This is a genomic window from Serinicoccus sediminis (assembly GCF_004153545.1).
In the GTDB taxonomy this organism is placed as follows: domain Bacteria; phylum Actinomycetota; class Actinomycetes; order Actinomycetales; family Dermatophilaceae; genus Ornithinicoccus; species Ornithinicoccus sediminis_A.
The window spans coordinates 177,149-201,017 of record NZ_SDVA01000006.1 but is presented as its reverse complement, the minus strand read 5'-3'; the positions used below and the strand labels follow the sequence as shown (position 1 = coordinate 201,017).

The 23,869-nt window shown below is 73.4% G+C and carries 19 protein-coding genes and 1 tRNA gene; 6 read left to right on the top strand and 14 right to left on the bottom strand.

The features are described from left to right. Window positions 1–9 precede the first annotated feature (9 nt). On the top strand, window positions 10–975 hold the full coding sequence (locus EUS26_RS07920) for a DUF808 domain-containing protein (protein ID WP_130012880.1): 966 nt from the start codon (window positions 10–12) through the stop codon (window positions 973–975). Between the two features lie 50 nt (window positions 976–1,025). Here EUS26_RS07920 and EUS26_RS07915 read toward each other — a convergent pair whose 3' ends face one another. Together EUS26_RS07915 and EUS26_RS07910 are read right to left on the bottom strand one after the other, a co-directional pair. Beyond that, window positions 1,026–1,352, bottom strand: a complete 327-nt coding sequence (locus EUS26_RS07915) for a hypothetical protein (protein WP_202865083.1) — start codon at window positions 1,350–1,352, stop codon at window positions 1,026–1,028. A gap of 14 nt (window positions 1,353–1,366) precedes the next feature. Next, on the bottom strand, window positions 1,367–2,263 hold the full coding sequence (locus tag EUS26_RS07910; RefSeq protein WP_130012878.1) for a Bax inhibitor-1/YccA family protein: 897 nt from the start codon (window positions 2,261–2,263) through the stop codon (window positions 1,367–1,369). Between the two features lie 160 nt (window positions 2,264–2,423). Between EUS26_RS07910 and EUS26_RS07905 the strand changes: the two genes are divergently transcribed. The 3 genes from EUS26_RS07905 to EUS26_RS07895 all read left to right on the top strand — a co-directional run bounded on the left by EUS26_RS07905 (window position 2,424) and on the right by EUS26_RS07895 (window position 5,934). Next, complete coding sequence (locus tag EUS26_RS07905) at window positions 2,424–4,910, top strand: M14 family zinc carboxypeptidase (protein ID WP_130012876.1); 2,487 nt, start codon at window positions 2,424–2,426, stop codon at window positions 4,908–4,910. Between the two features lie 11 nt (window positions 4,911–4,921). Next, window positions 4,922–4,995 (top strand) — tRNA-Leu (locus EUS26_RS07900). A 72-nt stretch (window positions 4,996–5,067) separates the two neighbouring features. Then, window positions 5,068–5,934: a uracil-DNA glycosylase gene (locus EUS26_RS07895; protein ID WP_130012874.1), complete on the top strand. Its 867-nt coding sequence runs from the start codon at window positions 5,068–5,070 to the stop codon at window positions 5,932–5,934. A 25-nt stretch (window positions 5,935–5,959) separates the two neighbouring features. Here the strand turns inward: EUS26_RS07895 and EUS26_RS07890 are convergent, their stop codons facing one another. From EUS26_RS07890 to mfd, 8 genes are all read right to left on the bottom strand, one after another. Beyond that, entirely contained in the window at window positions 5,960–7,120 is a 1,161-nt protein-coding gene (locus EUS26_RS07890; RefSeq protein WP_130012872.1) for a M14 family zinc carboxypeptidase, read from the bottom strand. A 145-nt stretch (window positions 7,121–7,265) separates the two neighbouring features. Then, window positions 7,266–8,228, bottom strand: coding sequence for a Ppx/GppA phosphatase family protein (locus EUS26_RS07885; protein WP_130012870.1), 963 nt, complete (start codon window positions 8,226–8,228; stop codon window positions 7,266–7,268). After that, complete coding sequence (locus EUS26_RS07880) at window positions 8,225–8,848, bottom strand: DUF501 domain-containing protein (RefSeq protein WP_130012868.1); 624 nt, start codon at window positions 8,846–8,848, stop codon at window positions 8,225–8,227. The genes EUS26_RS07885 and EUS26_RS07880 overlap by 4 nt, the downstream gene beginning before the upstream one ends. Before the next feature lie 23 nt (window positions 8,849–8,871). Continuing rightward, window positions 8,872–9,411, bottom strand: coding sequence for an FtsB family cell division protein (locus EUS26_RS07875; RefSeq protein WP_130012866.1), 540 nt, complete (start codon window positions 9,409–9,411; stop codon window positions 8,872–8,874). Window positions 9,412–9,568: 157 nt separating this feature from the next. Next, window positions 9,569–10,849, bottom strand: coding sequence for a phosphopyruvate hydratase (gene eno, locus EUS26_RS07870; protein ID WP_130012864.1), 1,281 nt, complete (start codon window positions 10,847–10,849; stop codon window positions 9,569–9,571). Between the two features lie 110 nt (window positions 10,850–10,959). Further along, window positions 10,960–11,979, bottom strand: a complete 1,020-nt coding sequence (locus EUS26_RS07865; RefSeq protein WP_130012862.1) for a nucleoside triphosphate pyrophosphohydrolase — start codon at window positions 11,977–11,979, stop codon at window positions 10,960–10,962. After that, window positions 11,955–12,497 (bottom strand): hypothetical protein, encoded by a 543-nt coding sequence (locus EUS26_RS07860; RefSeq protein WP_130012860.1) that lies wholly within the window; start codon window positions 12,495–12,497, stop codon window positions 11,955–11,957. Before EUS26_RS07860 ends, EUS26_RS07865 begins: the two co-directional genes overlap by 25 nt. Before the next feature lie 131 nt (window positions 12,498–12,628). Then, window positions 12,629–16,318, bottom strand: a complete 3,690-nt coding sequence (gene mfd, locus EUS26_RS07855) for a transcription-repair coupling factor (protein ID WP_130012858.1) — start codon at window positions 16,316–16,318, stop codon at window positions 12,629–12,631. Window positions 16,319–16,453: 135 nt separating this feature from the next. Here mfd and EUS26_RS17530 point away from each other — a divergent pair, with 135 nt between their 5' ends. Together EUS26_RS17530 and EUS26_RS07845 are read left to right on the top strand one after the other, a co-directional pair. Next, window positions 16,454–18,529 (top strand): TPM domain-containing protein, encoded by a 2,076-nt coding sequence (locus EUS26_RS17530; protein ID WP_165368546.1) that lies wholly within the window; start codon window positions 16,454–16,456, stop codon window positions 18,527–18,529. A 116-nt stretch (window positions 18,530–18,645) separates the two neighbouring features. Further along, window positions 18,646–19,365 (top strand): PspA/IM30 family protein, encoded by a 720-nt coding sequence (locus tag EUS26_RS07845; RefSeq protein ID WP_130012854.1) that lies wholly within the window; start codon window positions 18,646–18,648, stop codon window positions 19,363–19,365. 288 nt (window positions 19,366–19,653) lie between these two features. Here the strand turns inward: EUS26_RS07845 and pth are convergent, their stop codons facing one another. From pth to glmU, 4 genes are all read right to left on the bottom strand, one after another. Further along, the gene (pth, locus tag EUS26_RS07840) at window positions 19,654–20,253 is read right to left on the bottom strand and encodes an aminoacyl-tRNA hydrolase (RefSeq protein ID WP_130012852.1); all 600 of its coding nucleotides are present in this window, start codon (window positions 20,251–20,253) and stop codon (window positions 19,654–19,656) included. 95 nt (window positions 20,254–20,348) lie between these two features. After that, complete coding sequence (locus EUS26_RS07835) at window positions 20,349–21,035, bottom strand: 50S ribosomal protein L25/general stress protein Ctc (RefSeq protein ID WP_130012851.1); 687 nt, start codon at window positions 21,033–21,035, stop codon at window positions 20,349–20,351. A 242-nt stretch (window positions 21,036–21,277) separates the two neighbouring features. Beyond that, complete coding sequence (locus tag EUS26_RS07830; protein WP_130012849.1) at window positions 21,278–22,258, bottom strand: ribose-phosphate diphosphokinase; 981 nt, start codon at window positions 22,256–22,258, stop codon at window positions 21,278–21,280. After that, a complete protein-coding gene (gene glmU, locus EUS26_RS07825; protein ID WP_130012848.1) occupies window positions 22,258–23,808 on the bottom strand; it encodes a bifunctional UDP-N-acetylglucosamine diphosphorylase/glucosamine-1-phosphate N-acetyltransferase GlmU in 1,551 nt (516 codons plus the stop codon). The genes EUS26_RS07830 and glmU overlap by 1 nt, the downstream gene beginning before the upstream one ends. Window positions 23,809–23,869: the final 61 nt, after the last annotated feature.

The window sequence follows — 23,869 nt, the reverse complement described above, 5'->3', positions numbered from 1 at the left end:
GGTGACCTGATGGCCGCCGGCCTCGCCGCCCTGCTCGACGACATCGCGGCCCTCGCCCGCATCGCCGCCGCGTCCGTCGACGACATCAGCGGCGCCGCAGGCCGCGCGGGCGCCAAGGCCGCCGGGGTCATCGTCGACGACGCCGCGGTCACCCCGCGCTACGTCACCGGCGTCGACCCCAGCCGTGAGCTGCCGATGATCAAGACGATCGCCCTCGGGTCGGTCCGCAACAAGCTGCTCTTCATCGTCCCCGCGGTCCTGCTGCTCAGCATCTTCGTCCCCTGGTTGCTGACCCCGATCCTCATGCTGGGCGGCTGCTACCTCTCCTACGAGGGCGCCCACAAGGTGCTGGAGTGGCTCGGCGTCGGGCACGACTCCGCCCACGACGAGCCTGCGGTCGAGCAGGGCCCGGAGGCGGAGAAGAAGGTCACCTCGGGCGCCATCCGGACCGACTTCATCCTCTCCGCCGAGATCATGGTCATCGCGCTCAACGAGGTGACCGACGAGCCGGTGCTCAACCGGGCCATCATCCTCGTCGTCGTGGCCCTCGCCATCACCGCGCTCATCTACGGCGCGGTGGCACTCATCGTCAAGATGGACGACATCGGGCTGAGCCTGGCCCAGCGCGACTCAGAGGGGTCGCAACGGTTCGGTCGCGGCCTGGTGAAGGCGATGCCCATCGTGCTGCGGACGCTGTCGATCGTCGGGGTCGTCGCCATGCTCTGGGTCGGTGGCCACATCCTGCTCGTCGGGATCGACGAGCTCGGCTTCCACCCGATCTACGAGTTCGTCCACCACGCCGAGGAGGTCGTCGCCGGATGGATCCCGGCCGTCGCCGGCGCCCTGGCGTGGCTCACCAACACCTTCTTCTCCGCGATCCTCGGGCTCGTCGTCGGGCTGGTGATCGTCGGCGTCGTGGCCGTGCTGCCGATCGGCAAGAAGGACGACGACCACGCGGAGGCCGGGGCCCACTGAGGCTCCTGCCACCCTTCAGGTCAGGGCGGGCCGCCGCGCTGGGCGGTCCGTCAGGGCAGCCCGCGGCGCAGGGCGGTGAGCCTCTCGGCGAGGTCGGCCACGGGCAGGTCCGCCTGCCGCCAGTCGTAGACCATGACGCGCAGCTGGTCGACCACCACGCCCGGTCCCAGGTCGGGCACCGTCGCCCGCTCCTCACCCACCCGGTCGGCGACCGCGTCGGCGAGCTCCTGCACCACCCCCCGCACCCCGGGGTATGCCGCCTGCGCCCGGTCCAGCGGCAGCTGCTGCCAGCGCCGGACGACCCGCTCGGTCTCGGTGTCGACGACAGCGGACGGCCCGCCGGCAGACGAGCTGCCGGCGGGCCGCATACCGCTCACGTCGTGCGGGGTGCTCAGTCGCTGCTCTGCAGGATCGCGAAGAGCCGCAGGAACTCGATGTAGAGCCACACGAGGCTGGCGACGAGACCGTGGCCGAGGAGCCAGGAGTACTTCTCCGGGGCGCCACCGCCCACCGCGCGGTCGATCGAGTCGAAGTCGATCGCCAGGCTGTAGGAGGCCAGACCGACACCCAGCAGCGAGATCAGGATGCCCAGCGGGCCGCCGTAGAGGCCCCAGCCGTCACCGAAGCCGAGGAAGGAGGCACCCAGGTTGACCAGCAGGAAGACCAGGTAGCCCATCGCGAACATGCCGAAGATGCGCCGGGACTTGCTCGTCACCTTGATGAAGCCGGCCTTCCAGCCGATGAACATGCCGGCGAAGGTCGCCATGGTGGCCACGACGGCGGTCGTCACCACGCCCTCGTAGAGGGCCTCGAAGGTGACGCTGACCGCGCCGAGGAACAGACCCTGCAGCACGGCGTGCGTCACGATGAGGCCGACGTTGACCTTCTTGCTGAAGGCGATCGCGAAGCTCAGGCCGAGCGAGCCGAACATGCCCAGCAGCCAGACCGGCATGGCGAGCCCGGGCCGGGGCCCGACGGCGATCCACGTCGCCGCGGAGACGGCGAGCACGATGCCGAAGAGCATCAGGGACTTGACGACGACGTCGTCCAGCGTGAGACGGCCCGTCTGCGCGGGGCCGGCGGGCGGCTGGTCGTAGAGGTCGCGCAGCTGCTGGTCGGACATGCTCTCGCTCGGGCCGGGCTGGTAGCCGGCGGGGAACGTGGGCTGACCCTGGGGCGGGGCGTAGCCCTGCTGGGCGTAGCCGCCCTGCTGCTGGCTGCCGAAACCGGCATACCCGCCCTGGGCGGCCTCCTTGTCGATGCGGTTGAAGACCGGGTTGACGGCCATGGAACCTCCAAGTAGCTCGGCACCGGGCCCTGCGACCGCGGTGTCTGGTGTCACCAGGATAAACGTGCGAGCGCCCCGGGGGATTCCGGAGCACGAGGCGCGCCTGGTGCGGGTCGGTGACGGCGGCTATCCTGACGTGCGCCCCACGACGAGGAGACCCATGTCACACCGCACCGGCCCGGCCGCGACGACCGTCGCGCTGACCCTGGCCCTCAGCGCAGGCCTGGCCGCCGCACCGGCCCTGGCCGGCCCGTCCGCGCAGGTCACCACCGCCCCCGTGACCGCGCACCCGGTCAGCGACGCGGCCTACCCGCACCAGGACCCGCTGCCGGAGCCGCCGGTGGACGAGACCGACGCCGCCCTCAAGCCCGGTCTCACGGCATACCACGAGATCGCGCCGCGGCTGAACGCCGCGATGGCGAGCTCGGACCGCGTCTCCGCCCAGGTCCTCACCGAGACCCCCGGGGGCCGCCAGGTCTACCTCGTGACGCTCACCGCCAAGGAGAACGCCAACCAGGCGCGACGTCAGGCGGCCTACCGCGACCTCATCACCGAGGACCCGGCGGCCGCGGCGCGGGACCGGCGCCTCGCGCAGCAGTACAAGACCCCGATCTTCGTCAACGCCAACATCCACGGCAACGAGTTCGAGGGCACCGACGCCGCGCTGCGGCTCGTCGAGGAGTACGCCACGAGCAACGACGCCGCGGTGAAGCAGCTGCTCAAGCGCTCCCGCATCCACCTCGTCATCTCGATGAACCCCGACGGCCGGCACGACAACACCCGCCGCAACACCGCCGGCTTCGACCTCAACCGCGACTTCGTCACCGCGACCCAGCCGGAGACCGTCGCCGTGCGCGACGCCCTCATCGCCACCCAGCCGCTGCTCATGCTCGACCTGCACGGCTACGTCAACGGCACCCTCGTCGAGCCGACGACGCCCCCGCACGGGGAGAACTACGAGTACGACCTCTTCATCAAGCACGCCTACCCCAACGGGCTGGGCATGGAGGAGGCGATCAACGGTCTCGGCTACGACGAGAGCGACGGGGTGCGGCCGGTGCAGATCCCGCTGCGCGACTGGGACGAGGGCTGGGACGACTGGCCGCCCATCTTCACCCCGCAGTACGCCGCGCTGCACGGTGCGGTCGCCCACACCATCGAGATCCCGCTGCGCGTCAACAACGCGTCCTACGACCTGCCCGCCGAGGAGCTGCAGCGGCGTTCGGCGATCAACACCGACATCGCCTTCGCGGCCATCTCGGGGACGCTGGAGTATGCCGCGGACCACCGCGACGAGCTGCTCGCCGACCACATCGAGATCTTCCGGCGCGGCGAGGCCGGGGAGCCGCAGACGCCCGTGGAGGTGGGGCTCTTCGACGGCGTCATCGGGCCGGAGGACGTCTACACCACGTCCTACCCGCGCGCCTACGTCATCCCGGTGGGCGAGGGCCAGCGCTCGGCCCCCGCCGCGGCCCGGCTCGTCGACTTCCTCGTCGCCAACGACATCGAGGTGACCCGGCTCGAGCAGGACCGGCTGCTCGCCGGACGGTCCTACCCGGCCGGCAGCTACGTCGTCGACATGCACCAGGCCAAGCGCGGCATGGCCAACACGATCCTCGGGCGCGGCACCGACATCTCCGACCGCGTCGACGCGATGTACGACATCTCCGGGTGGAGCCACGCCCTGCTGTGGGGCGCGGACGTCGACACCGTGCCCGACGGTGACCCGCTGCGGATCAGCGGCGGCCTCGTCGAGGGCGCCGACCCCACCGGGTCCCTGGCGGACAGCGGCTCGGGCTGGCTGGTGCCCATGGAGGACCCGGCGGACGTGCAGGCCGCCAGCCTGCTGCTGGAGCAGGGCGTGCCGGTCGAGCTGCTGCCCGACGGCGCGCTGCTCGTGCCGGCGGACTACCCCTGGGCGGCGAACAACGTCGTGGAGACCTTCGGAGTCGAGCTGGCCGCCGCCCCCGAGGGGGCGTCCGGCGAGGTGCTGGAGGCCTCCGACCGCGTCGTCGGCTTCTCCGGCAGCGCCGAGGAGCGCTGGGCCCTCACCGAGATGGGCCTGACCGTCCAGGAGGTCAGCAGCGCGGCGCTCAACGACGGGCTGGATCTGTCCGACCTGGACGCGCTCTACGTCTCCAGCGGCCTCAGCTGGGCCGACCTGTCCGACGAGGCCCGCGCCGAGGTGCAGGACTTCCTCGCCGACGGCGGCGGCATCGTGGGGCGCGGCGTGGCCGGCGCCCGGCTCAACGACGCCGTGGACCTCGTCGAGGCCACCGCCGTGCGGGGCCGCAGCGACGCCAACGGCGTGGTGCACGTCGAGAACGACCCGGCGAGCCCGGTCTCGGCCGCGGCCACCCCGGAGACCTTCGTCTACTCCCCCGTCTGGTTCACCGGGCTCGGTGACGGCGTGCGCGTCGACCAGCGACTGGGCGAGGAGCCCCTGGTCAGCGGGCACTGGCGGGCCACGTCGGCCGGCGAGGGCGGTCCGGACGCCGCCGCCGGGCAGGCGGTGGTCGTCAGCGCTGAGACCGACGGCTCGCGCGGTGTGCTCTTCGGCACCGAGCCGATGTTCCGGGCGCACCCGAAGGGGCAGTTCGCCCTGGTCGCCCGGGCGCTGCTCTGGGTCGGCGCGGACGCCGGGTAGGCCGGGGCCCGGCCCTCGTAGCCCAATCGGCAGAGGCAGCCCACTTAAAATGGGTTCAGTGCGGGTTCGAGTCCCGCCGGGGGCACCCAGGACGGTCCGTGACCTCCGGCGCCGACCCCCGCTGTGCCGGCCGGTGGGCCCGGGCAGGATGGGGGGTATGCAGCACCGCCCCTCCCCGGACGAGGTCACCCCGGTCACCCCGCGTCCAGGCGACCCCCACCCGGTCACCGGTGAGCCGTTTCCCTCCCCCGTCCCGCCGGGGACGGGCTGGCCGCAGGACCCGGCGCCGGCGGGCACCCGTTCGGCCCGCAGCGAGGCCGGGGTGCGCCGGCTGGCGGCCGGCGCCCGGGACCTGGCCACCCTCGACGCCCGGGTCAGCGTCTGCTCGGCGTGCCCGCGGCTGGTGGCCTGGCGCGAGGAGGTGGCGGGCACCCGCCGCGCCGCCTACGCCGACCAGCCCTACTGGGGACGCCCGGCCCCGGGCCTCGGCGACCCCCACCCGGAGATCCTCGTCGTCGGGCTCGCCCCCGCCGCCCACGGGGCCAACCGCACGGGCCGCATCTTCACCGGGGACCGGTCCGGTGACTGGATCTACGCCGCGCTCCACCGCGCCGGCTACGCCAGCCAGGCCGGCTCCACGCACGCCGGGGACGGCCTGGAGCTGCGATCGGTGCGGATCACCGCCGCCGTGCACTGCGCGCCGCCGGGCAACGCGCCGACGGCGGGCGAACGGCATACCTGCGGGGGGTGGTTGGACCGCGAGCTGGCCCTCGTCGAGCCCACGCTGCGCTCGGTCCTCGCGCTGGGCGGCATCGGGTGGGACGCCTTCCTCACCGCGGCGCGGCGCGCGGGCTGGGAGGTGCCGCGCCCCCGCCCCCGCTTCGGGCACGGCGCCGAGGTGGGGCTGCGCAGCACCACGGGGCGCCCGGTGCGGCTGCTGGGCAGCTACCACGTCAGCCAGCAGAACACCTTCACCGGCCGGCTCACCGAGGCGATGCTGGACCAGGTCATCGCCCGGCTGTGAGCCGGCCGGCGGCGGTGCGGGTGGCTCAGTCGGCCGGCAGGAACACCCGGTTGGGGATCTGCTCGTAGTCGGCCGGGTCGATCTGGCTGATGCTGCCGTCGGCCACCGCCGTCATGAGCCCACGCAGGCCCACCTCCACCTGCTTGGTGAGGTAGCCGTTGCGCTTGTTGCCGTCGTACTGCGTCTGGCTGGAGGTCTCGAAGAGCACGGTCGCGCTCCCGCGCAGGGCGAAGGAGCCGAGCGCGGTGCCCGGCAGGTTGATGTCCTGCGGGTAGAGCGTGAGGTCGCCGAAGCCGGACTCTCCCCGGCCCTGCAGCGCGTCGTAGACCGCGACGTTGGCCCGGCGGGAGGCGTCGTAGTCGAACTCGGGCCAGTCACCGAACTCGCTGGGGTCGGAGATGAACCGTCCGGAGATCGACAGGTGGGACATGTTGTCGGTGCCCTCCTGCTTGTAGCAGGACCACTGGTTGTGCAGGTCCACGAAGTAGTCCACGGTGCCGAACTCCTGCTCCAGCCCGCGGTAGACGTCCCGGGACGTCTGCGCCTCGGGCGTGATGTACCACCCGGTGTCGGCGCTGTCGCCCGGGAAGTCCTCGGGCTGCGGCACGTAGTCGAGGTCAGGGTTGAAGTCGCGGTTCACGTCGAAGCCGGGCACCGAGTCGCGGTAGTTCCAGGCCGGCTCCACCCCCGCGAGCTGCGGGAAGTCCTCGACCACGTCGGCCCACGACATCTGGTTCTGCCGGGTGTCGTTCTCGCCGCCGTCGACGTTGAGCCGGGGGATGCCGACCAGCGTGATGTTCTCCCGCAGCTCGCGGGCCTCCGCGGTGTTGCCACCCATCTCGCGCAGCAGGTTGAGCAGCGCCTGGGTGCCGTGGTTCTCGTTGCCGTGGATCTGGGTCTGCACGTAGATGACGGTGTCACCCTCCCCCACCCGCGCCACGTAGATGTCCCGGCCCTGGTTGCTCTGCCCGGCCACCTCGACGTCCACCCGCCCCTGCGTGGTCCGCTCCAGCCGCTGGACCTCCCGGGTCAGCTGGGAGTAGTCGACGAACGCGGTGTTGTTGTCGCCGGCCTCGGTCCCGCAGTGCGAGTTCTCGGGGATGGCCTGGGCGCTCAGCGGCAGGGCTCCGCCGGCGACGAGCGCGACCAGCGCGGCGCCGGACAGGACGGGGGTGGACTTCCTCATGGTGTCTCCTTCGACGATGGGGGGTGATCCCCACCACATCTGCTACCCGGCGGTAGCACAACCGGAGAGCCCGGACTTGACCAAGTCCTTACCCGCGACCCCGCGGCGGGCGCTCGCGATGCCCCGGGGGCGGGTCCACCTCGCGTCAGGCCAGGGACAGGGCGATGCCGTCGAGGATGTCCGCCTCGGAGGCGCGCACCGTGCGCAGGCCGGAGTCGTGCGCGACCCGCTGGACGACCGTGCGCCAGACGAGGGCGCCGGCGCCGATGACGTCGACCCGCCCCTCGTGCATGTAGGGCAGCTCGCGACGCCGCGAGCGTGGGCTGAGCAGCAGGTCGGTGCAGGCGTCGACCACCTGGTCGACGTCCAGCTCGGCGCCGTGGATGCGGTCCCGCTGGTATGCCGGGAGGCCCAGGGCGTGCGCGGTCACCGTGGTGACCGACCCGGCGAGGCCGACGAGCGTGCCGACGCCGGAGAGGTCGACGGTCCGCGCCACGTCGTCGACGGCCCGGACGATGTCGGACAGGGCCGCCCACACCTGGTCCTCGGTCGGGGGGTCGTCGTGCAGGTGCCGTTCGGTGAGCCGCACGCACCCGATGTCGACCGAGCGGGCCGCCGCGACCCCGGTGCTGCCGGCGTCACCGAGCACGAGCTCGGTCGAGCCCCCGCCGATGTCGACGACGAGGTAGGGCCCCGGGGCGCCCCCGCCGCGGAGCGGACCGGTGGCCCCGGCGAAGGAGAGCGCGGCCTCCTCGTCCCCGGTCACGACCTCGGGCGTCACCCCGAACGACCCGAAGGCCTCCTGGACGCCCGCCACGAAGTCGGCGGCGTTGGACGCGTCCCGCGACGCCGAGGTCGCCACGAACCGCACCTGGTCGCAGCCCAGGTCGCGGCACCGCGCGGCATACCCCTCCGCGGCGGCGAGGGTGCGTGCCATCGCCGCCTCGCCGATCGCCCCGGTCGCGTCGATGCCCTCGCCCAGGCGGACGATCTGCATCTCCCGGGTGACCTCGCGCAGGCCGACCCCGACGCCGTCACCGGGCACGAGGTCGGCGACGAGCAGCCGGATGGAGTTGGTGCCGCAGTCGACGGCACCGACGCGCGTCACGCCGCGGACCCGCCCGCGTGCCCGTCGTCCTCGGCCTCGTCCTCGGCCTCGGGCAGCGGGTGGTGCTTGGGGCAGGAGTCGCACCGCTCGTCGTCGACGGCGGAGACGCCCGAGCAGCAGCCGCCCTCCCACCAGTCGGGCAGGGCCGCGATGGCCTCGTCACCGAGCGGGTTGACACCCGGGCCGGCGGCCAGGCTGTGGGCCACGAGCACGTGCAGGCACTTGACCCGGTTCGGCATGCCGCCCGCGCTGATGCCGGCGATCTCCGGCACGTGGGCCAGCTCCTCGCGCCGTCGCAGGTAGTCGTCGTGCGCCTGGGCGTACTCCCAGCGCAGCCCCTCGTTCTCGGCGAGCCGCTTCGACATGGACTTCATCAGCCCCTCGCTCTCCAGCGTCGAGATCGCGCCGGTGAGCTTGGGGCAGGTCGCGTAGAAGCTGGTCGGGAAGGGGGTGCCGTCCGGCAGTCGCGGCTCGGTGCGGATCACCGTGGGGCAGCCGCAGGGGCAGCGGTGCGCGATGGAGACGACCCCGCGCGGCGTGCGGCCGAGCTGACGGGCGATGACCTCGAGGTCCTCCTCGGTGGGAGGCTCGTCGAGCGTGGTGCGGTCGAGTTCGCTCATGTCCTTCTCTGCGAGCCGTACGCCTACGGCTCCATGGTCTCGGGGAGCCCCTCGTTCGCGATGGTGACCGACTCCCACACCTGGCCGTACCACGGGCTGTCGGCAATCACGTCATCGCTCACCGGGGCCATTCCTGGCAGCGCCTCAGTGTAGTCGCTCCCGGTGTCGTCGATGACCGTGAAGGCGGTCTCGCCCTCCTTGACGAAGCGCAGCCGCTCACGGGCCTGCTGCTCCACGTAGTCCTTGTCGTCCCACCGGGCCAGCTCCTGCTCCAGCGCGGCGATCTCCTCCTCCTCGGCCGCGATCTCCTGGTGCAGGGCGCCGATGTCGGCGCGCTGGCGCAGGTAGCCGGACAGCGCCGGCGCGAGGACGAGGGCCATGACGACGAGCAGCACGCCCAGGGTCAGCAGCCGACGCACGTGCACCGGCGCCTGCCGCTGCGTCGTCGTCGAGGCCGGGCGCGAGCGTCCGCCGGGGCGGGCGGGGGTGCGGCGCGCGGGGCCGGTGGGGCGGCTGCCGGCGCGGGACGTGCGCCGGTCGCGCGGGCCACGGGCCGTGCTCATCGGGCTCCTCGACGGTCGGGTGGGGTGGGTGGGACGGGTGAGGCCAGGGTATGCCTGCGGCCGGGTCGCGACCGGGACGCCGCGCCGCGCCGTGGGCCTCCGGGCATGGCGCGGCCGCCGGGGCGGGTCCGCCCCGGCGGCCGTCGGGTGGCGTCGCTCAGCCGCGGAAGCGCGGGAAGGCGCCGACGCCGGCATACACCGCGGCGTCGTCCAGCTCCTCCTCGATGCGGAGCAGCTGGTTGTACTTCGCGACCCGCTCGGAGCGGGCCGGGGCGCCGGTCTTGATCTGTCCGCAGTTGGTCGCCACCGCGAGGTCGGCGATGGTGACGTCCTCGGTCTCGCCGGAGCGGTGGCTCATCATGCAGCGGAAGCCGTTGCTCTGGGCCAGCGCGACGGCGTCGAGGGTCTCGGTGAGCGAGCCGATCTGGTTGACCTTGACCAGCAGCGCATTCGCGGCGCCGTCGGTGATCCCGCGCTGCAGGCGCTCGGGGTTGGTGACGAACAGGTCGTCACCCACCAGCTGCACCTTGTCGCCGAGCAGGGAGGTCATCTGGGCCCAGCCCTCCCAGTCGTCCTCGTCCAGCGGGTCCTCGATGGACACCAGCGGGTAGGCGTCGACGAGCTCGGCGTAGTACTTCACCATGTCGGCGGCCTTGCGCTTCTTGCCCTCGAAGGTGTACTTCCCCTTCTCGCAGAACTCGCTCGCCGCGACGTCCAGGGCCAGGGCGATGTCGGAGCCCGGGGTGTAGCCGGCCGCCGTGATGGCCTCGAGGATGAGGTCGAGCGCGGCCCGGTTCGACTCCAGGTCCGGCGCGAAGCCGCCCTCGTCGCCGAGACCGGTCGCGAGCCCGCGCTTCTTGAGCACGGCCTTGAGCGCGTGGTAGACCTCGGTGCCCCAGCGCAGCGCCTCGCGGAAGCTGGGGGCGCCGACGGGAGCGATCATGAACTCCTGGATGTCGACGTTGGAGTCGGCGTGCGAGCCGCCGTTGAGGATGTTCATCATCGGCACCGGCAGGACGTGCGCGTTGGGCCCGCCGACGTAGCGGAACAGCGGCAGCCCGGCGGAGTCGGCGGCGGCCTTGGCCACGGCGAGCGAGACGCCGAGGATCGCGTTGGCCCCGATCTCGCCCTTGTTGTCCGTGCCGTCGGCCGCCAGCATCTCGGCGTCGACGAGCCGCTGCTCGGAGGCGTCGAAGCCCAGCAGCCGCGGCTCCAGGTCGTCCATGACGGCGGTCACGGCGTTCTCCACGCCCTTGCCGAGGTAGCGGCTCTGGTCGCCGTCGCGGCGCTCGACCGCCTCGAAGGCGCCGGTGGAGGCGCCGGAGGGGACGGCGGCGCGGGCGACGGTGCCGTCGTCCAGGCCGACCTCCACCTCGACGGTGGGGTTGCCTCGGGAGTCGAGGATCTCGCGGGCGATGATGGCGTCGATGGCAGCCATGTGCGCTCCTTTCGATGGGGCGTCTCGGGTCGTCCGGCAGCACTGGCGGGCTCTGTCGCGGCTCAGCCTAGCGCCGTGGGCGGGGTCCGGCCCGCGCGCGCCCCGGAGCGTCAGCCGGCCCGGCCGCCGACGGCGGCCTCCACCGCCCGGAGGGTATGCCGCAGCGCCCGGTCGGGGTCGACGCCCCGCCCGCGCAGCGCGAGGACGGCGCGCAGCAGCACCGCACCGGCGTCGCCGTCGGCCTCGAGCCGCGCCGCGACGTCCTCGAGCCGCTCCCCCTGCCCGGCCCGGCCCATCCGGGAGGCGACCTTGGCCGCCCGCGCGAGGGACGGCATACCGGCCGGGATGCCGTCGAGCGGGTGCTCGCGCGCCGCCGCGCCCCCGTCGCGCCGCTCCTGCTCCTTGATCTGCTCCCAGCCGCGGGCGACGTCCTCCGCGCCCTCGACCTCCACCCCGCCGAAGACGTGCGGGTGCCGGCGCACCAGCTTGGCGACCAGCCCGGCCGCGACGTCGTCGACGTCGAACGGCTCCTCGTCGTGCTCGGCGGCGACCCGCGCGTGGAAGAGCACCTGCAGCAGCACGTCCCCCAGCTCCTCGACGGCGTGCTCGCGGTCCGGGCCGGTGGCCCCGTCGAGGTCGTCGAGAGCCTCGACGGCCTCGTGCGCCTCCTCGACGAGATAGGGGGTGAGGCTGGCGTGCGTCTGCTCGGCGTCCCAGGGGCAGCCGCCCGGCGAGCGCAGCCGGTCCATGACCGCGACGGCGTCCAGCAGCCGGGAGCCGGGGGTGTCCCAGGAGCCGACGAGCAGCTCCAGGGACGGCGGGTCCTCCTCGGGGAGATGCACCGCCAGCGCCTCGGCGAGACCGGGGTCGCCGTCCGGTGAGCCCACCCACACGACGCGGCCGGGCAGCCCGAGCAGCTCCTCGGCGCGCTGCGCCGGGGTGGCTCCCGTGAGCGCGGCGCGGACCTCGACGCCCGCCGCCGCGACCGCACCGGGGGTGGGGTCGGTCGGGTCGGCGGCCAGCACGTGGTCGGCGGCCCGCAGCGCGTCCCAGGCCGCCGCCGACAGCAGCCCCGGCGCCACCCGGGGAGAGGTCAGCAGCAGGCTCAGCTCTCGGGCTGGACGATCCACTCGGGCACCTGCGGCAGCACACCGTCACCGGCCGGGCTCCACGAGCCGAAGCGCGGGTTGACCTCCACCGGCAGCGCGCCCAGGTCCTCCTGGGTCAGCGTCTGCAGCTCGGCGACGACCGGCGCGAGCTCCTCGTCCGACATCGTGGCCTGGTCGTTGATGAGCGCCAGGTAGCGCTGGGAGCTGACCGCCTGCACGGTGAGGTCACCGGGCTCACCCTCGAGGCCGGCGTCGGCCAGCGAGCTGCTGACCTCGCTGTCGGTCACCTCATAGCTCGTCCCCTCGAACCAGCCGCTCAGCAGGGGGGCGATACCGGCCTGGTAGATCACCGTCGCGGTGTCCACCGGCTCCGGCGACACCTCGCTCAGCTGCTCGGTCGCCTCCTGCACCTCCTGGACGGAGTAGGCGGTGCCGTCGATCACGACACCCTCGGTCATGCCGACGCCGGTGCACCCGGCGACGACGACGACGAGCGCGGCGGTCGGGGCCGCGAGGGGAAGGGAGTATGCGCGCTTCACGGAGCCCATCATCGCACGCACCCCACGGACCACCGGTCGTGCCATGCTCCACCGCGATGGCGTGCACCGGTAGGGGTCCGGCTGGGCGTGCGTGCACGAGCTCCGCCTCCGCGCCGCTCCCGGGGTCGGGCTCAGCCGTTGACGGTGGCGAAGTCGTCGAGCAGGATGCCCCGGACCAGCTGGCTCGCCCAGTCGAGGATGTCCTGGTCGCGCAGCGGCTTGCCGCCCACCGCCGCGGTCTTGGGCATCGGCACGAGGATCTGCCGCAGCGCGGGCTTGATGATCGTCCCCTTGTAGACCCGGGTGAGCCGCAGCTGCTGGCTGTCCCGCAGGTTCTCCACGGGCGCGAACCGGACGAGCTGGCCCTGCACGGCGATGTCGCTGATGCCCGCGGCGCGGGCGACCGTCCGCAGCCGCGCCACCTCGAGCAGGGTCTGCACCGGAGGCGGCGGGGCACCGTAGCGGTCCACCAGCTCCTCGCGGATGAGCTCCAGCCCTTCCTCGTCGCCCACCTGGGCGAGCTTGCGGTAGGCCTCGAGCCGCAACCGCTCCCCCGGGACGTAGTCGTGCGGCAGGTGGGCGTCGACGGGGAGCTCGATCTTGACCTCGGCGGGGGGCGCCTGGCCCTCGCCCTTGAAGGCCGACACGGCCTCGCCGACGAGCCGGACGTAGAGGTCGAAGCCGACGCCCTCGATGTGCCCGGACTGCTCGCCACCGAGCAGGTTGCCGGCGCCGCGGATCTCGAGGTCCTTCATCGCCACCGCGATGCCGGCCCCGAGGTCGGTGTGCGCGGCGATCGTCTGCAGCCGGTCCACGGCCGTCTCGGTGAGCGGCTTCTCCGGGGGGTAGAGGAAGTAGGCGTAGGCCCGCTCCCGACCACGGCCGACCCGCCCGCGCAGCTGGTGCAGCTGGGAGAGGCCGAAGGAGTCCGCGCGGTCCACGATGAGGGTGTTGGCGTTGGAGATGTCCAGGCCGGTCTCGACGATGGTCGTGCAGACGAGGACGTCGAAGCGGCGCTCCCAGAAGTCGAGCACCACCTGCTCCAGCCGGTGCTCGCCCATCTGCCCGTGGGCCGTCTCGACGCGCGCCTCCGGCACGAGGTCCCGCAACCGGGAGGCGACCTTCTCGATCGAGCTCACCTTGTTGTGCACGAAGAACACCTGGCCCTCGCGCAGCAGCTCCCGGCGGACCGCCGCGGCGATCTGCTTCTCGTCGTAGCCCCCGACGAAGGTGAGCACCGGGTGGCGCTCCTCGGGCGGGGTCGCCAGGGTGGACATCTCCCGGATCCCGGTGATGGCCATCTCCAGCGTGCGCGGGATCGGCGTCGCCGACATGGCGAGCACGTCGACGTCCGTGCGCAGGGCTTTGAGCTGCTCCTTGTGCTCGACCCCGAAGCGCTGCTCCTCGTCGATGATGACGAGGCCGAGGTCCTTGAAGCGCACCGTCGAGCCGAGGATCCGGTGGGTCCCGATGACGAGGTCGACCGAGCCGTCCTTGATCCCGTCGACGACCTCCTTGGCCTGCTTGTCGCTCTGGAAGCGCGACAGCGCCCGCACGGTGACGGGGAACTGCGCATACCGCTCGGAGAAGGTCTGGAAGTGCTGCTGGACGAGCAGCGTCGTCGGCACGAGCACGGCGACCTGCTTGCCGTCCTGGATCGCCTTGAAGGCGGCGCGCACCGCGATCTCGGTCTTGCCGTAGCCGACGTCGCCGCTGATGAGGCGGTCCATGGGCACGGTCTTCTCCATGTCCGCCTTCACCTCCTCGATCGAGACCAGCTGGTCCGGGGTCTCGACGAAGGCGAAGGCGTCCTCCAGCTCGCGCTGCCAGGGGCTGTCCGGGCCGAAGGCGTGCCCCTGCGTCGCCTGGCGCGCGGAGTAGAGCCGGATGAGCTCGGCGGCGATCTGCCGGACGTGCTTGCGGGCGCGGGACTTGGTCTTCTGCCAGTCGGCCCCGCCGAGGCGGTGCAGCGTGGGCGCCTCGCCGCCGACGTACTTCGTCAGCTGGTCCAGCTGGTCGGTCGGTAGGTAGAGGCGGTCCCCGGGATGACCCCGCTTGGACGGGGCGTACTCCAGGACGACGTACTCGCGGGTCGCGCCCTGCACCTGACGCTGCGCCATCTCGACGAAGCGGCCCACGCCGTGCTGCTCGTGCACCACGTGGTCGCCCGGGCGCAGCTGCAGCGGGTCGACCTGCTGGCGACGGCGCGAGGGCATCCGGCGCATGTCCTTGGTGCTGCCGCCGGTGCCCTGCTGGCCGGTGAGGTCGGACTCCCCCAGCAGCACGAGCCCGTCCTCGCCGAGGAGGAAGCCGTGCCCCACCCGCCCGGTGCTCACGACGACCCGGTCGGTCGGCAGGGGGTCCTCCCCCAGCGCGTCGAGCCGCTCGAGCACCTGGTGGGCCACCTCGTGCTCGGTCAGCACCTCGCCGACCCGCCGGGCCAGACCGGGACCGTCCAGCGCGACGACGACCGGTCGGCCCCGGGCGAGCCACCCGCGGGCGTCCGCGACGATGGCGTCCACGTCGCTGCGGTAGGCCGTCGCCGGGGCCGAGGGCACGTCCAGGGTGTGCAGGGCCAGCTCGCCGTCGCCGCCGGACGGCTCGCCCGACGTCGCGTCCACGAACTCCTCGAGGGACTCGTCGGCGGCGAAGGCCGACAACGACCACCACGGGCGGCCGGAGCCCAGCGCGTGGCCGCGCATCTCGGCCAGCGACCAGGAGGAGGCCGTCCCGAGCACCTGCTGCAGGTCGATGGGGACGGCCGCGCCGCCCCCGGCCGCGGCGGCCCACCCGGCCTGCATGAACTCCTCGCTGGTGCGCACCAGGTCGTGGGCGCGGGTCCGCACCCGCTCCGGGTCCAGCACGACCACCCCGGCGCCGGCGGGCAGCACGTCGACGAGGGTCTCCATGCCGTCGACGAGCGCGGGCGCGAGCGACTCCATCCCCTCCACCGCGATGCCCTCGGCGATCTTGGCGAGCAGGTCCTCGGCCCCCGGCAGGACGTCGACGAGCTCGGCGGCGCGGGCGCGCACGGCGTCGGTGATGAGCACCTCCCGGCAGGGAGGGGCGTAGAGGCCGTGACCGGCGATCTCCAGGCTGCGCTGGTCGGCGACCTTGAACCAGCGCACCTCCTCGACGGTGTCGCCCCAGAACTCCACCCGCACCGGGTGCTCCTCGGTCGGCGGGAAGACGTCGAGGATGCCGCCGCGCACCGCGAACTCGCCGCGGCGCTCGACCATGTCGACCCGGGTGTACGCCGCCGCGGCCAGGGCCTCGACGACCTCGGTGAGCGGCCGGTCCTCCCCGGCGCGCAGCGCCACGGGGACGAGCTCGCCCAGGCCCCTGACCAGCGGCTGCAGCAGCGCACGGACGCTGGCGACGACCACCCGCACGGGCCCGGTGGCCGGGTCGTGACCGGTGAGGTCGGGGTGCGCGAGCCGGCGCAGCGTCGACAGACGGTGACCGACCGTGTCCGAGCGGGGGCTGAGCCGCTCGTGCGGCAGGGTCTCCCAGCTGGGGAAGCCGGCCACCACGTCGGGGCCGCCGGGCAGCAGCTCGCCCAGCATCGTCACCAGGTCGTCGGCCTCCCGGCCGGTGGCGGTGACCGCGAGCAGGGGCGCCGGGCGCAGGTCCGGGGCGTCCGACGCGGACCCCGCAGCCAGGCCCTCACCCTCTCCGGTCGCCAGCAGCGCCACCAGGGAGGGGTGCATCCCCGGGGCGGCGGACACCTCGACGGCCTGCTCGCCGCGGGCCCGCGCCTCCAGCACGGCGGCGACCTCCGTCTGGGTGCGCAGAGCGGCGAGGAGGGGGGCGAGCGGCATACGGGTGGACCTCACGGGAGAGTCGGGGGAGGACGACGGTCCAGTCTAGGTCCCGTCACCGACGGACCCGGTGCCAGCGGGAGCCGACCACCCCAGGGTGGCGGCCCGCACCCCCGTCGGGCAGGATCAGGAGGCGTGAGCCAGTCGACGCATCGCCCACGGACGCCGCGCCCGGGGGTGGCCGGGCTCCTCGCCGCGGGGGCCGCGCTCGCGCTCGTGCCGGTGGTGGCGGGCAGCGCCGCCGCGGAGCAGCCGAGCTATCTCGAGGAGGCGGTCACCGACTCCGCCGACGTGCTGAGCGACCAGGAGGAGGCCGAGGCCGCCGAGGAGGTCGAGGCGCTGCGCGAGGAGACCGGCCTGCAGCTCTTCGTCGCCTTCGTCGACACCTTCGAGGACGCCTCCGGCGCGACCGTCTCCGGCGAGGAGTGGGCGCGGCTGACGTCGGAGGAGTCGTCCATGGGGGCCGGTGACCTGGTGCTCGCGGTCGCCGTCGACCAGCGCGCCTACGGCGTCGGTGACGCCGGCGACAGCCTGTCGCCGGAGCAGGTCCAGACCGTCCAGCTGGAGGACATCGAGCCGCGGCTGGCGCAGGACGACTGGGCCGGAGCGGTCGAGGGCGCCACCGAGGGCTTCGCCCGGGAGTATGCCGGGGGCGCGTCCGGCGGCGGCGGTGGGACCGACGAGCCGGTGCAGTCGACCTCCTCGGGCGGGCTGGGCGGGGCCTTCCCGCTGCTCTTCTTCGCGCCGCTGGTCGTCGGCGGGGTCGCCATGGCGGTCACCAGCCGCCGACGGCAGCGACGCCCCGACCCCGGTGCCCCCGTGCCGCCCCGCGCGCAGGGACGCAGCCTCCCCGAGCTGCACCGCGAGGCCGCGGAGGCCCTGGTGGGCATGGACGACGCCGTGCGCTCGGCGGGCGAGGAGCTCGACTTCGCGCGGGCGCAGTTCGGCACCCAGCGCACGGAGGCCTTCGCCGCCACCCTGGAGCGGGCCCGCCGGGCGGCCCGCGAGGCCTTCAGCCTGCGTCAGCAGCTCGACGACGACACCGAGGAGCCGGAGAGCGTGCAGCGGGGCATGCTCGCCCGCATCCTGGACCTGACCGGGACCGCCCGGGCCGAGCTCGACGCGCGGACCGAGGAGTTCGCCCGGCTGCGAGCGCTGCAGGACCGGGCCCCGCAGTTCCTCGCCGAGCTGGCCGGGCGGGCGCGGGAGACGCGCGAGCGGCTGCCCGCCGCCGAGCAGGAGCTGCGCGGTCTGGCCGCCCGCCACCCGGCGAGGGCGCTGGCGACGGTGCGCGGCAGCCTCGACCAGGCGACCAACCTGCTGGACTCCGCCGACGGCTTCGTCACCGCGGGACGGCAGTCGCTGGAGCGGGACGACCGCGCCTCGGCCGTGGCCGCGGCCCGGGCCGCCGAGGAGTCCATCGGTCAGGCCTCGACCCTGCTCGACGAGATCACGACCGCCGACGCCGAGCTGCGCGGGGCCGGTGAGGCCATCACCGCCGGGATCGCGTCGCTCTCGGCCGACCTGCAGGACGCCCGTCGGCTGGCCGGCTCCGAGCCCACCGTGGCCCAGGCCGTGCACCGAGCCCGGGCCGCGATCGAGCAGGCCCAGGCCAGCCGCGAGGGCGGCGACCCGCTGCGGGCCCTGAGCGAGCTGGACGCCGCCGAGCACGACCTCGACGCGCTGCTGGAGCCGTTGCGCGAGGCGGACCGTCACCACGCCAAGCTGCGCGGCGACTTCGACGCCCGGGTCAGCCGGGTCGGGGCCCGGCTGCAGAGCATCGACCGGACCATCGCCACCCGGCGTGGTGCCGTCGGCAGCAGCCCCCGCACCCGCATCTCCGAGGCCCTGCGGCTCTACGACGACGCGGTCGCCCGGGCCGAGGAGTCGCCCACCGCGGCCATGCAGCTGCTCACCCGGGCCGAGCAGCTCGGCGAGCAGGCGCTCACCGAGGCGCAGCGGGACGCCGACCAGTGGGGTGGCCCGGGCGGGATCGGCGGGCCGTCCGGGCGCGGCCACCGCGGCATCGACCCCTGGTCGCTCGTGCTCGGCGGCATCCTCTCCGGGATGGGGAACTCGCACCGGCACCGCGGCGGCTGGGGCGGCGGCGGGTCGTTCGGCGGGGGCGGCGGTTTCGGCGGCGGCTCCTTCGGCGGTGGCTCCTTCGGTGGCGGCGGCGGAGGAGGGAGCTTCTCGGGCGGCCGCTTCTGAGCCGGCCCGTCCGCCCGCCGGGGCGAGCGCAACCACCGGCGCTGCGGGCACGTCATACCCTCGACATCTGACCAGCGAGACCCGCGACGTCGCGGGCGGAGAAAGGACGGTTCCACATGACCCAGAAGCAGACGATCCTCGGCCGGGTGGGGCAGCTCGCGCGGGCCAACATCAACGCGCTGCTGGACCGCGCGGAGGACCCGGAGAAGATGCTGGACCAGCTGGTCCGCGACTACACCAACTCCATCGCCGAGGCCGAGGAGGCGGTGGCGCAGACCATCGCCAACGTGCGGATGGCCGAGGGCGACCTGCAGACCGACCGCGAGGCGGCTGCGGAGTGGGGCCGTAAGGCGGCGGCGGCCTCGGCCAAGGCCGAGGAGATGCGCGCGGCCGGCGACCCCGACGGGGCGTACAAGTTCGACAACCTCGCCCGGGTGGCGCTGGGCCGGCAGATCCAGCACGAGGAGGACGTGCGCTCGGCCGAGCCCACCATCGCCCAGCAGAACCAGACCGTCGACCAGCTCAAGGCCGGCCTCGTCACCATGAAGACCAAGCTCGAGGACCTCAAGGCGCGGCGCAGCACGCTCGTGGCCCGGGCCCGCTCGGTCGAGGCGCAGGAGAAGGTGCAGGAGGCGATGTCGTCCATCGACGTCATGGACCCGAGCAGCGACCTGTCCCGCTGGGAGGAGAGCATCCGCAAGCAGGAGGCGATGGTCGCCGGGCGCGCGGAGGCGCAGTCGGCCAGCCTGGAGGACCAGTTCGCCGAGCTCGAGACCAGCAGCGGCGACGCCGAGATCGAGGCCCGGCTCGCGCAGCTGAAGAACCAGGGCGGCTGACGGACCAGGCGGCTGCCCCGGCACGGCTCAGCTCGATGAGCGCAGTGGTATGGCTCAGCCTCCCCACGGGCCCCACCGCTGACGAGCCTGACCTGCCCGCACCCGGATCGGACGGCCTGCACCTCGGGGCCCCGACCACGTATGCCTCGTCAGCCGCACGCGTCACAGCATGCGGGGACATGATCATCCGCACGGGATATCACCCGAGCAGATGGACATGTCCCCGCAGCCAGTGACGGAGGTGTCCAGCGGTGCCTGTGGGACGAGGGCCCCCGAAGGGTGGCCGGTTCAGCGGGCGTGGAAGCGCTGCTGCGTCGCCTCCAGACCCAGCTGGGCCAGGTCGACCACGGCGTCCGCGCCGTCACCGACGAGCAGCTCGGTCTCGACCCGGTCCCGGGCCGGGAAGTCGGAGAGGACCCAGTCGGCCGGGTCCTGACGCCCGGGGGGCCGGCCGATCCCGAGCCGCACCCGCAGGTAGTCCTTGCTGCCCAGCGACTGGCTGATGGAGCGCAAGCCGTTGTGCCCGCCCTCGCCGCCACCGCGCTTGAGCCGCACCTGGCCGGGCTCGATGTCGAGCTCGTCGTGCACGACGACGACCCGCTCGGTGGGCACCTTGTAGAAGGTCGCGAGGCCGGACACCGGCCCGCCAGAGACGTTCATGTAGGTCATCGGCCGGGCCAGGACGGCCCGCGGCCCCGGCAGCCCGCCCGGGGCCGTGCCCAGCCGCACCTCGGCCGCCCAGGCCCGTCCTGCCTTGTGCTGGCGCAGGCTCGTCCCCGCCTGCCGCGCCAGCTCCTCGACGACCATGGCGCCCACGTTGTGGCGGTTGCCGGCATACCTGCTGCCGGGGTTGCCCAGACCGACCACGAGCCACGGGGCCTCAGACATGCTTCCTCGTTCCTGTGCCGACATGGCGCGGCCGCGCCCGGAGGACACCGGGCGCGGCCACGATCACGCTGGGGCGGGCTGCTGCCCGCGGTGGGTCACTCGGAGTCGGACTCGGAGCCCTCGCCGCCCGCGGCGGACTCGCCCTCGTCGGAGCCACCCTCGGCAGCCTCGTCGTCGGACTCCTCCTGCTCGATGCCGGCCTCGGCCTCGGCCTCGGCGAGCTCGGCCTCCGCGGCCTCCTCGGACAGCTGCTGGGAGACATTGACCACCAGCGCCTCCGGGTCGGTGACCAGGGTGACGCCCTCGGGCAGCTCGACCTCGCCGGCCAGCACCTGGGTCCCGGCCTCCAGACCCTCGACCGAGACCATGAGCCACTCGGGGATGCTGGTGATGGGGGCCTCGACCTCGAGCACGGAGTGGTCGGTCGTGACCAGGGTCTCCGGCGCGGCCTCGCCCTCGAGGTGGACGCCCACCTCGACGGTGACCTTCTCGCCGGCACGGACGACGACCAGGTCGACGTGCTCGATGAAGCGCTTGATCGGGTCGCGCTGCACGTCCTTGGCCAGCGCCATGTGCGTCTCGCCCTCGACGTCCAGGGTGAGGACGGCGTTGGCGTGGCGCAGGGCCAGCATGGCGTCGTGGCCCGGGAGGGAGAGGTGCAGCGGCGGGGTGCCGTGGCCGTAGAGCACGGCGGGCACCTTGTCGGCGCGACGGATGCGGCGGGCGGCGCCCTTGCCGAACTCCGTGCGCTTCTCGGCGGGAAGCTTGAGCTGGTCAGCCATGGGTGAGACCTCGTTCAGGGGTATGTGGTGGGTGTGGTCAGGCCTCGACGCGGGACACGGCGCGGGGCAGCACCCACCGTGAGCTCTTCGTCGATGACGGACACCGTGCAGCATCCCTCGCCGAGGCAACGCCGGCCAGTCTATCGCCCGGGCGGGCGGGTCACGAAATCCCCAGCCCTCGCCGTCCTGGACAGGCGTCCCTGGGGAACGGGGCACCAGGACCCTCCGTCCAGAGGGACAGGTCAGGCGCGGCCCTCGAACATCGAGGTGACCGAGCCGTCCTCGAAGACCTCGCGGATGGCCCGGCTCAGCAGCGGCCCGATGGACAGCTGGGTGAGCTTGTCCATGGCCAGCGCCTCCTCCGACAGCGGCAGGGTGTTGGTGACGACGACCTCGGTCGCGACCGAGTTGGTCAGCCGCTCGATCGCCGGCTCGGAGAAGATCGCGTGCGTCGCCGCGATGACGACCTCCTTCGCGCCGTCTCGCATGAGCGCCTCGGCCGCCTGGCAGATCGTGCCGCCGGAGTCGATCATGTCGTCGACGAGGATGCACGTGCGTCCCTCGACCTCGCCGACCACGCGGTTGGCGACCGACTCGTTGGGCCGCTCGACGTCGCGGGTCTTGTGGATGAAGGCCAGCGGCACCCCGCCCAGCCGGTTGCTCCACCACTCGGCGACCTTGATGCGGCCGGCGTCCGGGGAGACCACGGCGAGCTTGCGGTCGCCGTACTTCTCGCGCACGTGCTTGGACAGGATGGGGGTCGCCATGAGGTGGTCGACCGGGCCGTCGAAGAAGCCCTGGATCTGCGCCGTGTGCAGGTCCACGGTGAGGAGCCGGTCGGCACCCGCGGTCTTGAACATGTCGGCGATGAGCCGGGCCGAGATGGGCTCGCGGCCCCGGTGCTTCTTGTCCTGGCGGGCGTAGCCGTAGAAGGGCAGGACCACCGTGATGCGCTTGGCCGAGCCGCGCTTGAGCGCGTCGACCATGATGAGGTGCTCCATGATCCACTCGTTGACCGGCGCCGTGTGGCTCTGGATGACGAAGGCGTCGCAGCCGCGCACCGACTCGTCGAAGCGGACGTAGAGCTCGCTGTTGGCGAAGGTGTAGGACTGCATCGGGACCAGGTGCGTCTCGAGCTCGTCGGCGACCTCCTCCGCCAGGGCCGGGTGCGCCCGCCCGGAGAAGACCATGAGGTTCTTCTCGGTCGTCTTGTGAATGCCCATCAGCTCTCCTGCTCGCTCGGGTCGGGGACGTGGTCGTCGCCGTGCTGCTGCGGTATGCCGTCCGCGTCGCCGTCGGTGGCCGCCTCCGCCGCGCGGTCGGTGGCCGCCTGCGCCGCAGCGGCGGTCGCGGTGCCGGCCCGGCGGCGCGCGACCCAGCCGTCGACGTTGCGCTGCCGCGAGCGGGCCACCGCGATCTGGCCCGGCTCGACCCGGCCCTCGATCGTGGAGCCGGCCGCGACATACGCCCCGTCGGCGATCTCGACCGGGGCGACGAGCACCGAGTCGGACCCGACGAAGCTGTGCCGCCCGACGGTGGTGTGGTGCTTGGCGACCCCGTCGTAGTTGGCGAAGATCGTGCCGGCGCCGATGTTGGCGCCCTCACCGATGGTGGCGTCGCCGCAGTAGGTGAGGTGCGGGACCTTGGCGCCGGGCCCGATGTCGGCGTTCTTGGTCTCGACGAAGCCGCCGATCTTGCCGCCCTCCCCGAGCACCGTGCCGGGGCGGAGGTAGGAGAACGGGCCGACCGTGGCGCGCGGCCCGACGACCGCGTGCTCGGCCTGGGTGCGGACGACGCTCGCTCGGTCGCCGACCTCGCAGTCGGTGAGGGTCGTGTCCGGGCCGACCGTGGCCTCGGCGCCGACGGAGGTGGCGCCGAGCAGCTGGGTGCCGGGGCGGACCACGGTGTCCTGGCCGATGGTGACGTCCGCGTCGATCCACGTGGTGTCCGGGTCCACGACGACGACCCCGTCGCGCATGTGCCGGGTGACGACGCGCCGGTTGAGCTCCTTGCCGAGCGCCGCGAGCTGCACCTTGTCGTTGACCCCCTCGGTCTGCATGAGGTCGGCGAGCGGGTGGGCGACGACGGTGCGGCCCTCCTCGCGGGCGATCCGGATGACGTCGGTGAGGTACTTCTCCCCCTGCGCGTTGGCCTGGCCCACCCGGGTTAGCGCGCTGCGCAGCACCTCGACGTCGAAGGCGTAGATGCCGGAGTTGAACTCGCGGATGTCCACGACGTGCGCGTAGTCGGGGTCGCCCTCCTCGCGGCGGCGCAGCGCGTCCTTGAACTCCATGATCTCGGCGAGCTCGCCGTCCGCGTCGCGGACCACCCGGCCGTAGGTCCCGGCGTCGTCGACGACCGCGGAGAGGAGGGTGACGGCCGATCCGCGCTCCTCGTGCACCCGGGTCAGCTCGAGCAGCGTCTCGCCCGAGAGCAGCGGCACGTCGCCCATGGTCACGAGCACGGTGCCGGTGAGGTCGGCGGGCAGAGCGTCCAGGCCGCACTCGCAGGCGCGCCCGGTGCCGGGCACCTCGTCCTGGTCGGCGACGACAGCGCGGGCGTCGAGCTCGGCCACGTGCGCGGCGACCCGCTCCCGCTCGTGCCGCACCACCACGGCGAGGTGCTGCGGCCCGGCCTGGCGGGCGGCATACATCGCGTGACCGACGAGCGAGCGACCACCGATCCGGTGCAGCACCTTGGGGATCGAGCTCTTCATGCGGGTGCCCTGACCAGCGGCGAGGATGATGACGGCAGCGGGGTGGTGGGTCGTCACGGCACCGACTGTACCTCTGCGCGCGCGGCCCCGGACGCGGCGCTTGGCATGATGGGGGCGT

What these genes read in the sequence shown, in the direction of transcription:
- EUS26_RS07920 (WP_130012880.1), top strand. Translation starts at nt 10, where the DNA reads ATGGCCGCCGGCCTCGCCGCCCTGCTCGACGACATCGCGGCCCTCGCC.
- EUS26_RS07910 (WP_130012878.1), bottom strand. Translation starts at nt 2,263, where the DNA reads ATGGCCGTCAACCCGGTCTTCAACCGCATCGACAAGGAGGCCGCCCAG.
- EUS26_RS07905 (WP_130012876.1), top strand. Translation starts at nt 2,424, where the DNA reads ATGTCACACCGCACCGGCCCGGCCGCGACGACCGTCGCGCTGACCCTG.
- EUS26_RS07895 (WP_130012874.1), top strand. Translation starts at nt 5,068, where the DNA reads ATGCAGCACCGCCCCTCCCCGGACGAGGTCACCCCGGTCACCCCGCGT.
- EUS26_RS07890 (WP_130012872.1), bottom strand. Translation starts at nt 7,120, where the DNA reads ATGAGGAAGTCCACCCCCGTCCTGTCCGGCGCCGCGCTGGTCGCGCTC.
- EUS26_RS07880 (WP_130012868.1), bottom strand. Translation starts at nt 8,848, where the DNA reads ATGAGCGAACTCGACCGCACCACGCTCGACGAGCCTCCCACCGAGGAG.
- EUS26_RS07875 (WP_130012866.1), bottom strand. Translation starts at nt 9,411, where the DNA reads ATGAGCACGGCCCGTGGCCCGCGCGACCGGCGCACGTCCCGCGCCGGC.
- eno (WP_130012864.1), bottom strand. Translation starts at nt 10,849, where the DNA reads ATGGCTGCCATCGACGCCATCATCGCCCGCGAGATCCTCGACTCCCGA.
- mfd (WP_130012858.1), bottom strand. Translation starts at nt 16,318, where the DNA reads ATGCCGCTCGCCCCCCTCCTCGCCGCTCTGCGCACCCAGACGGAGGTC.
- EUS26_RS07845 (WP_130012854.1), top strand. Translation starts at nt 18,646, where the DNA reads ATGACCCAGAAGCAGACGATCCTCGGCCGGGTGGGGCAGCTCGCGCGG.
- pth (WP_130012852.1), bottom strand. Translation starts at nt 20,253, where the DNA reads ATGTCTGAGGCCCCGTGGCTCGTGGTCGGTCTGGGCAACCCCGGCAGC.
- EUS26_RS07835 (WP_130012851.1), bottom strand. Translation starts at nt 21,035, where the DNA reads ATGGCTGACCAGCTCAAGCTTCCCGCCGAGAAGCGCACGGAGTTCGGC.
- EUS26_RS07830 (WP_130012849.1), bottom strand. Translation starts at nt 22,258, where the DNA reads ATGGGCATTCACAAGACGACCGAGAAGAACCTCATGGTCTTCTCCGGG.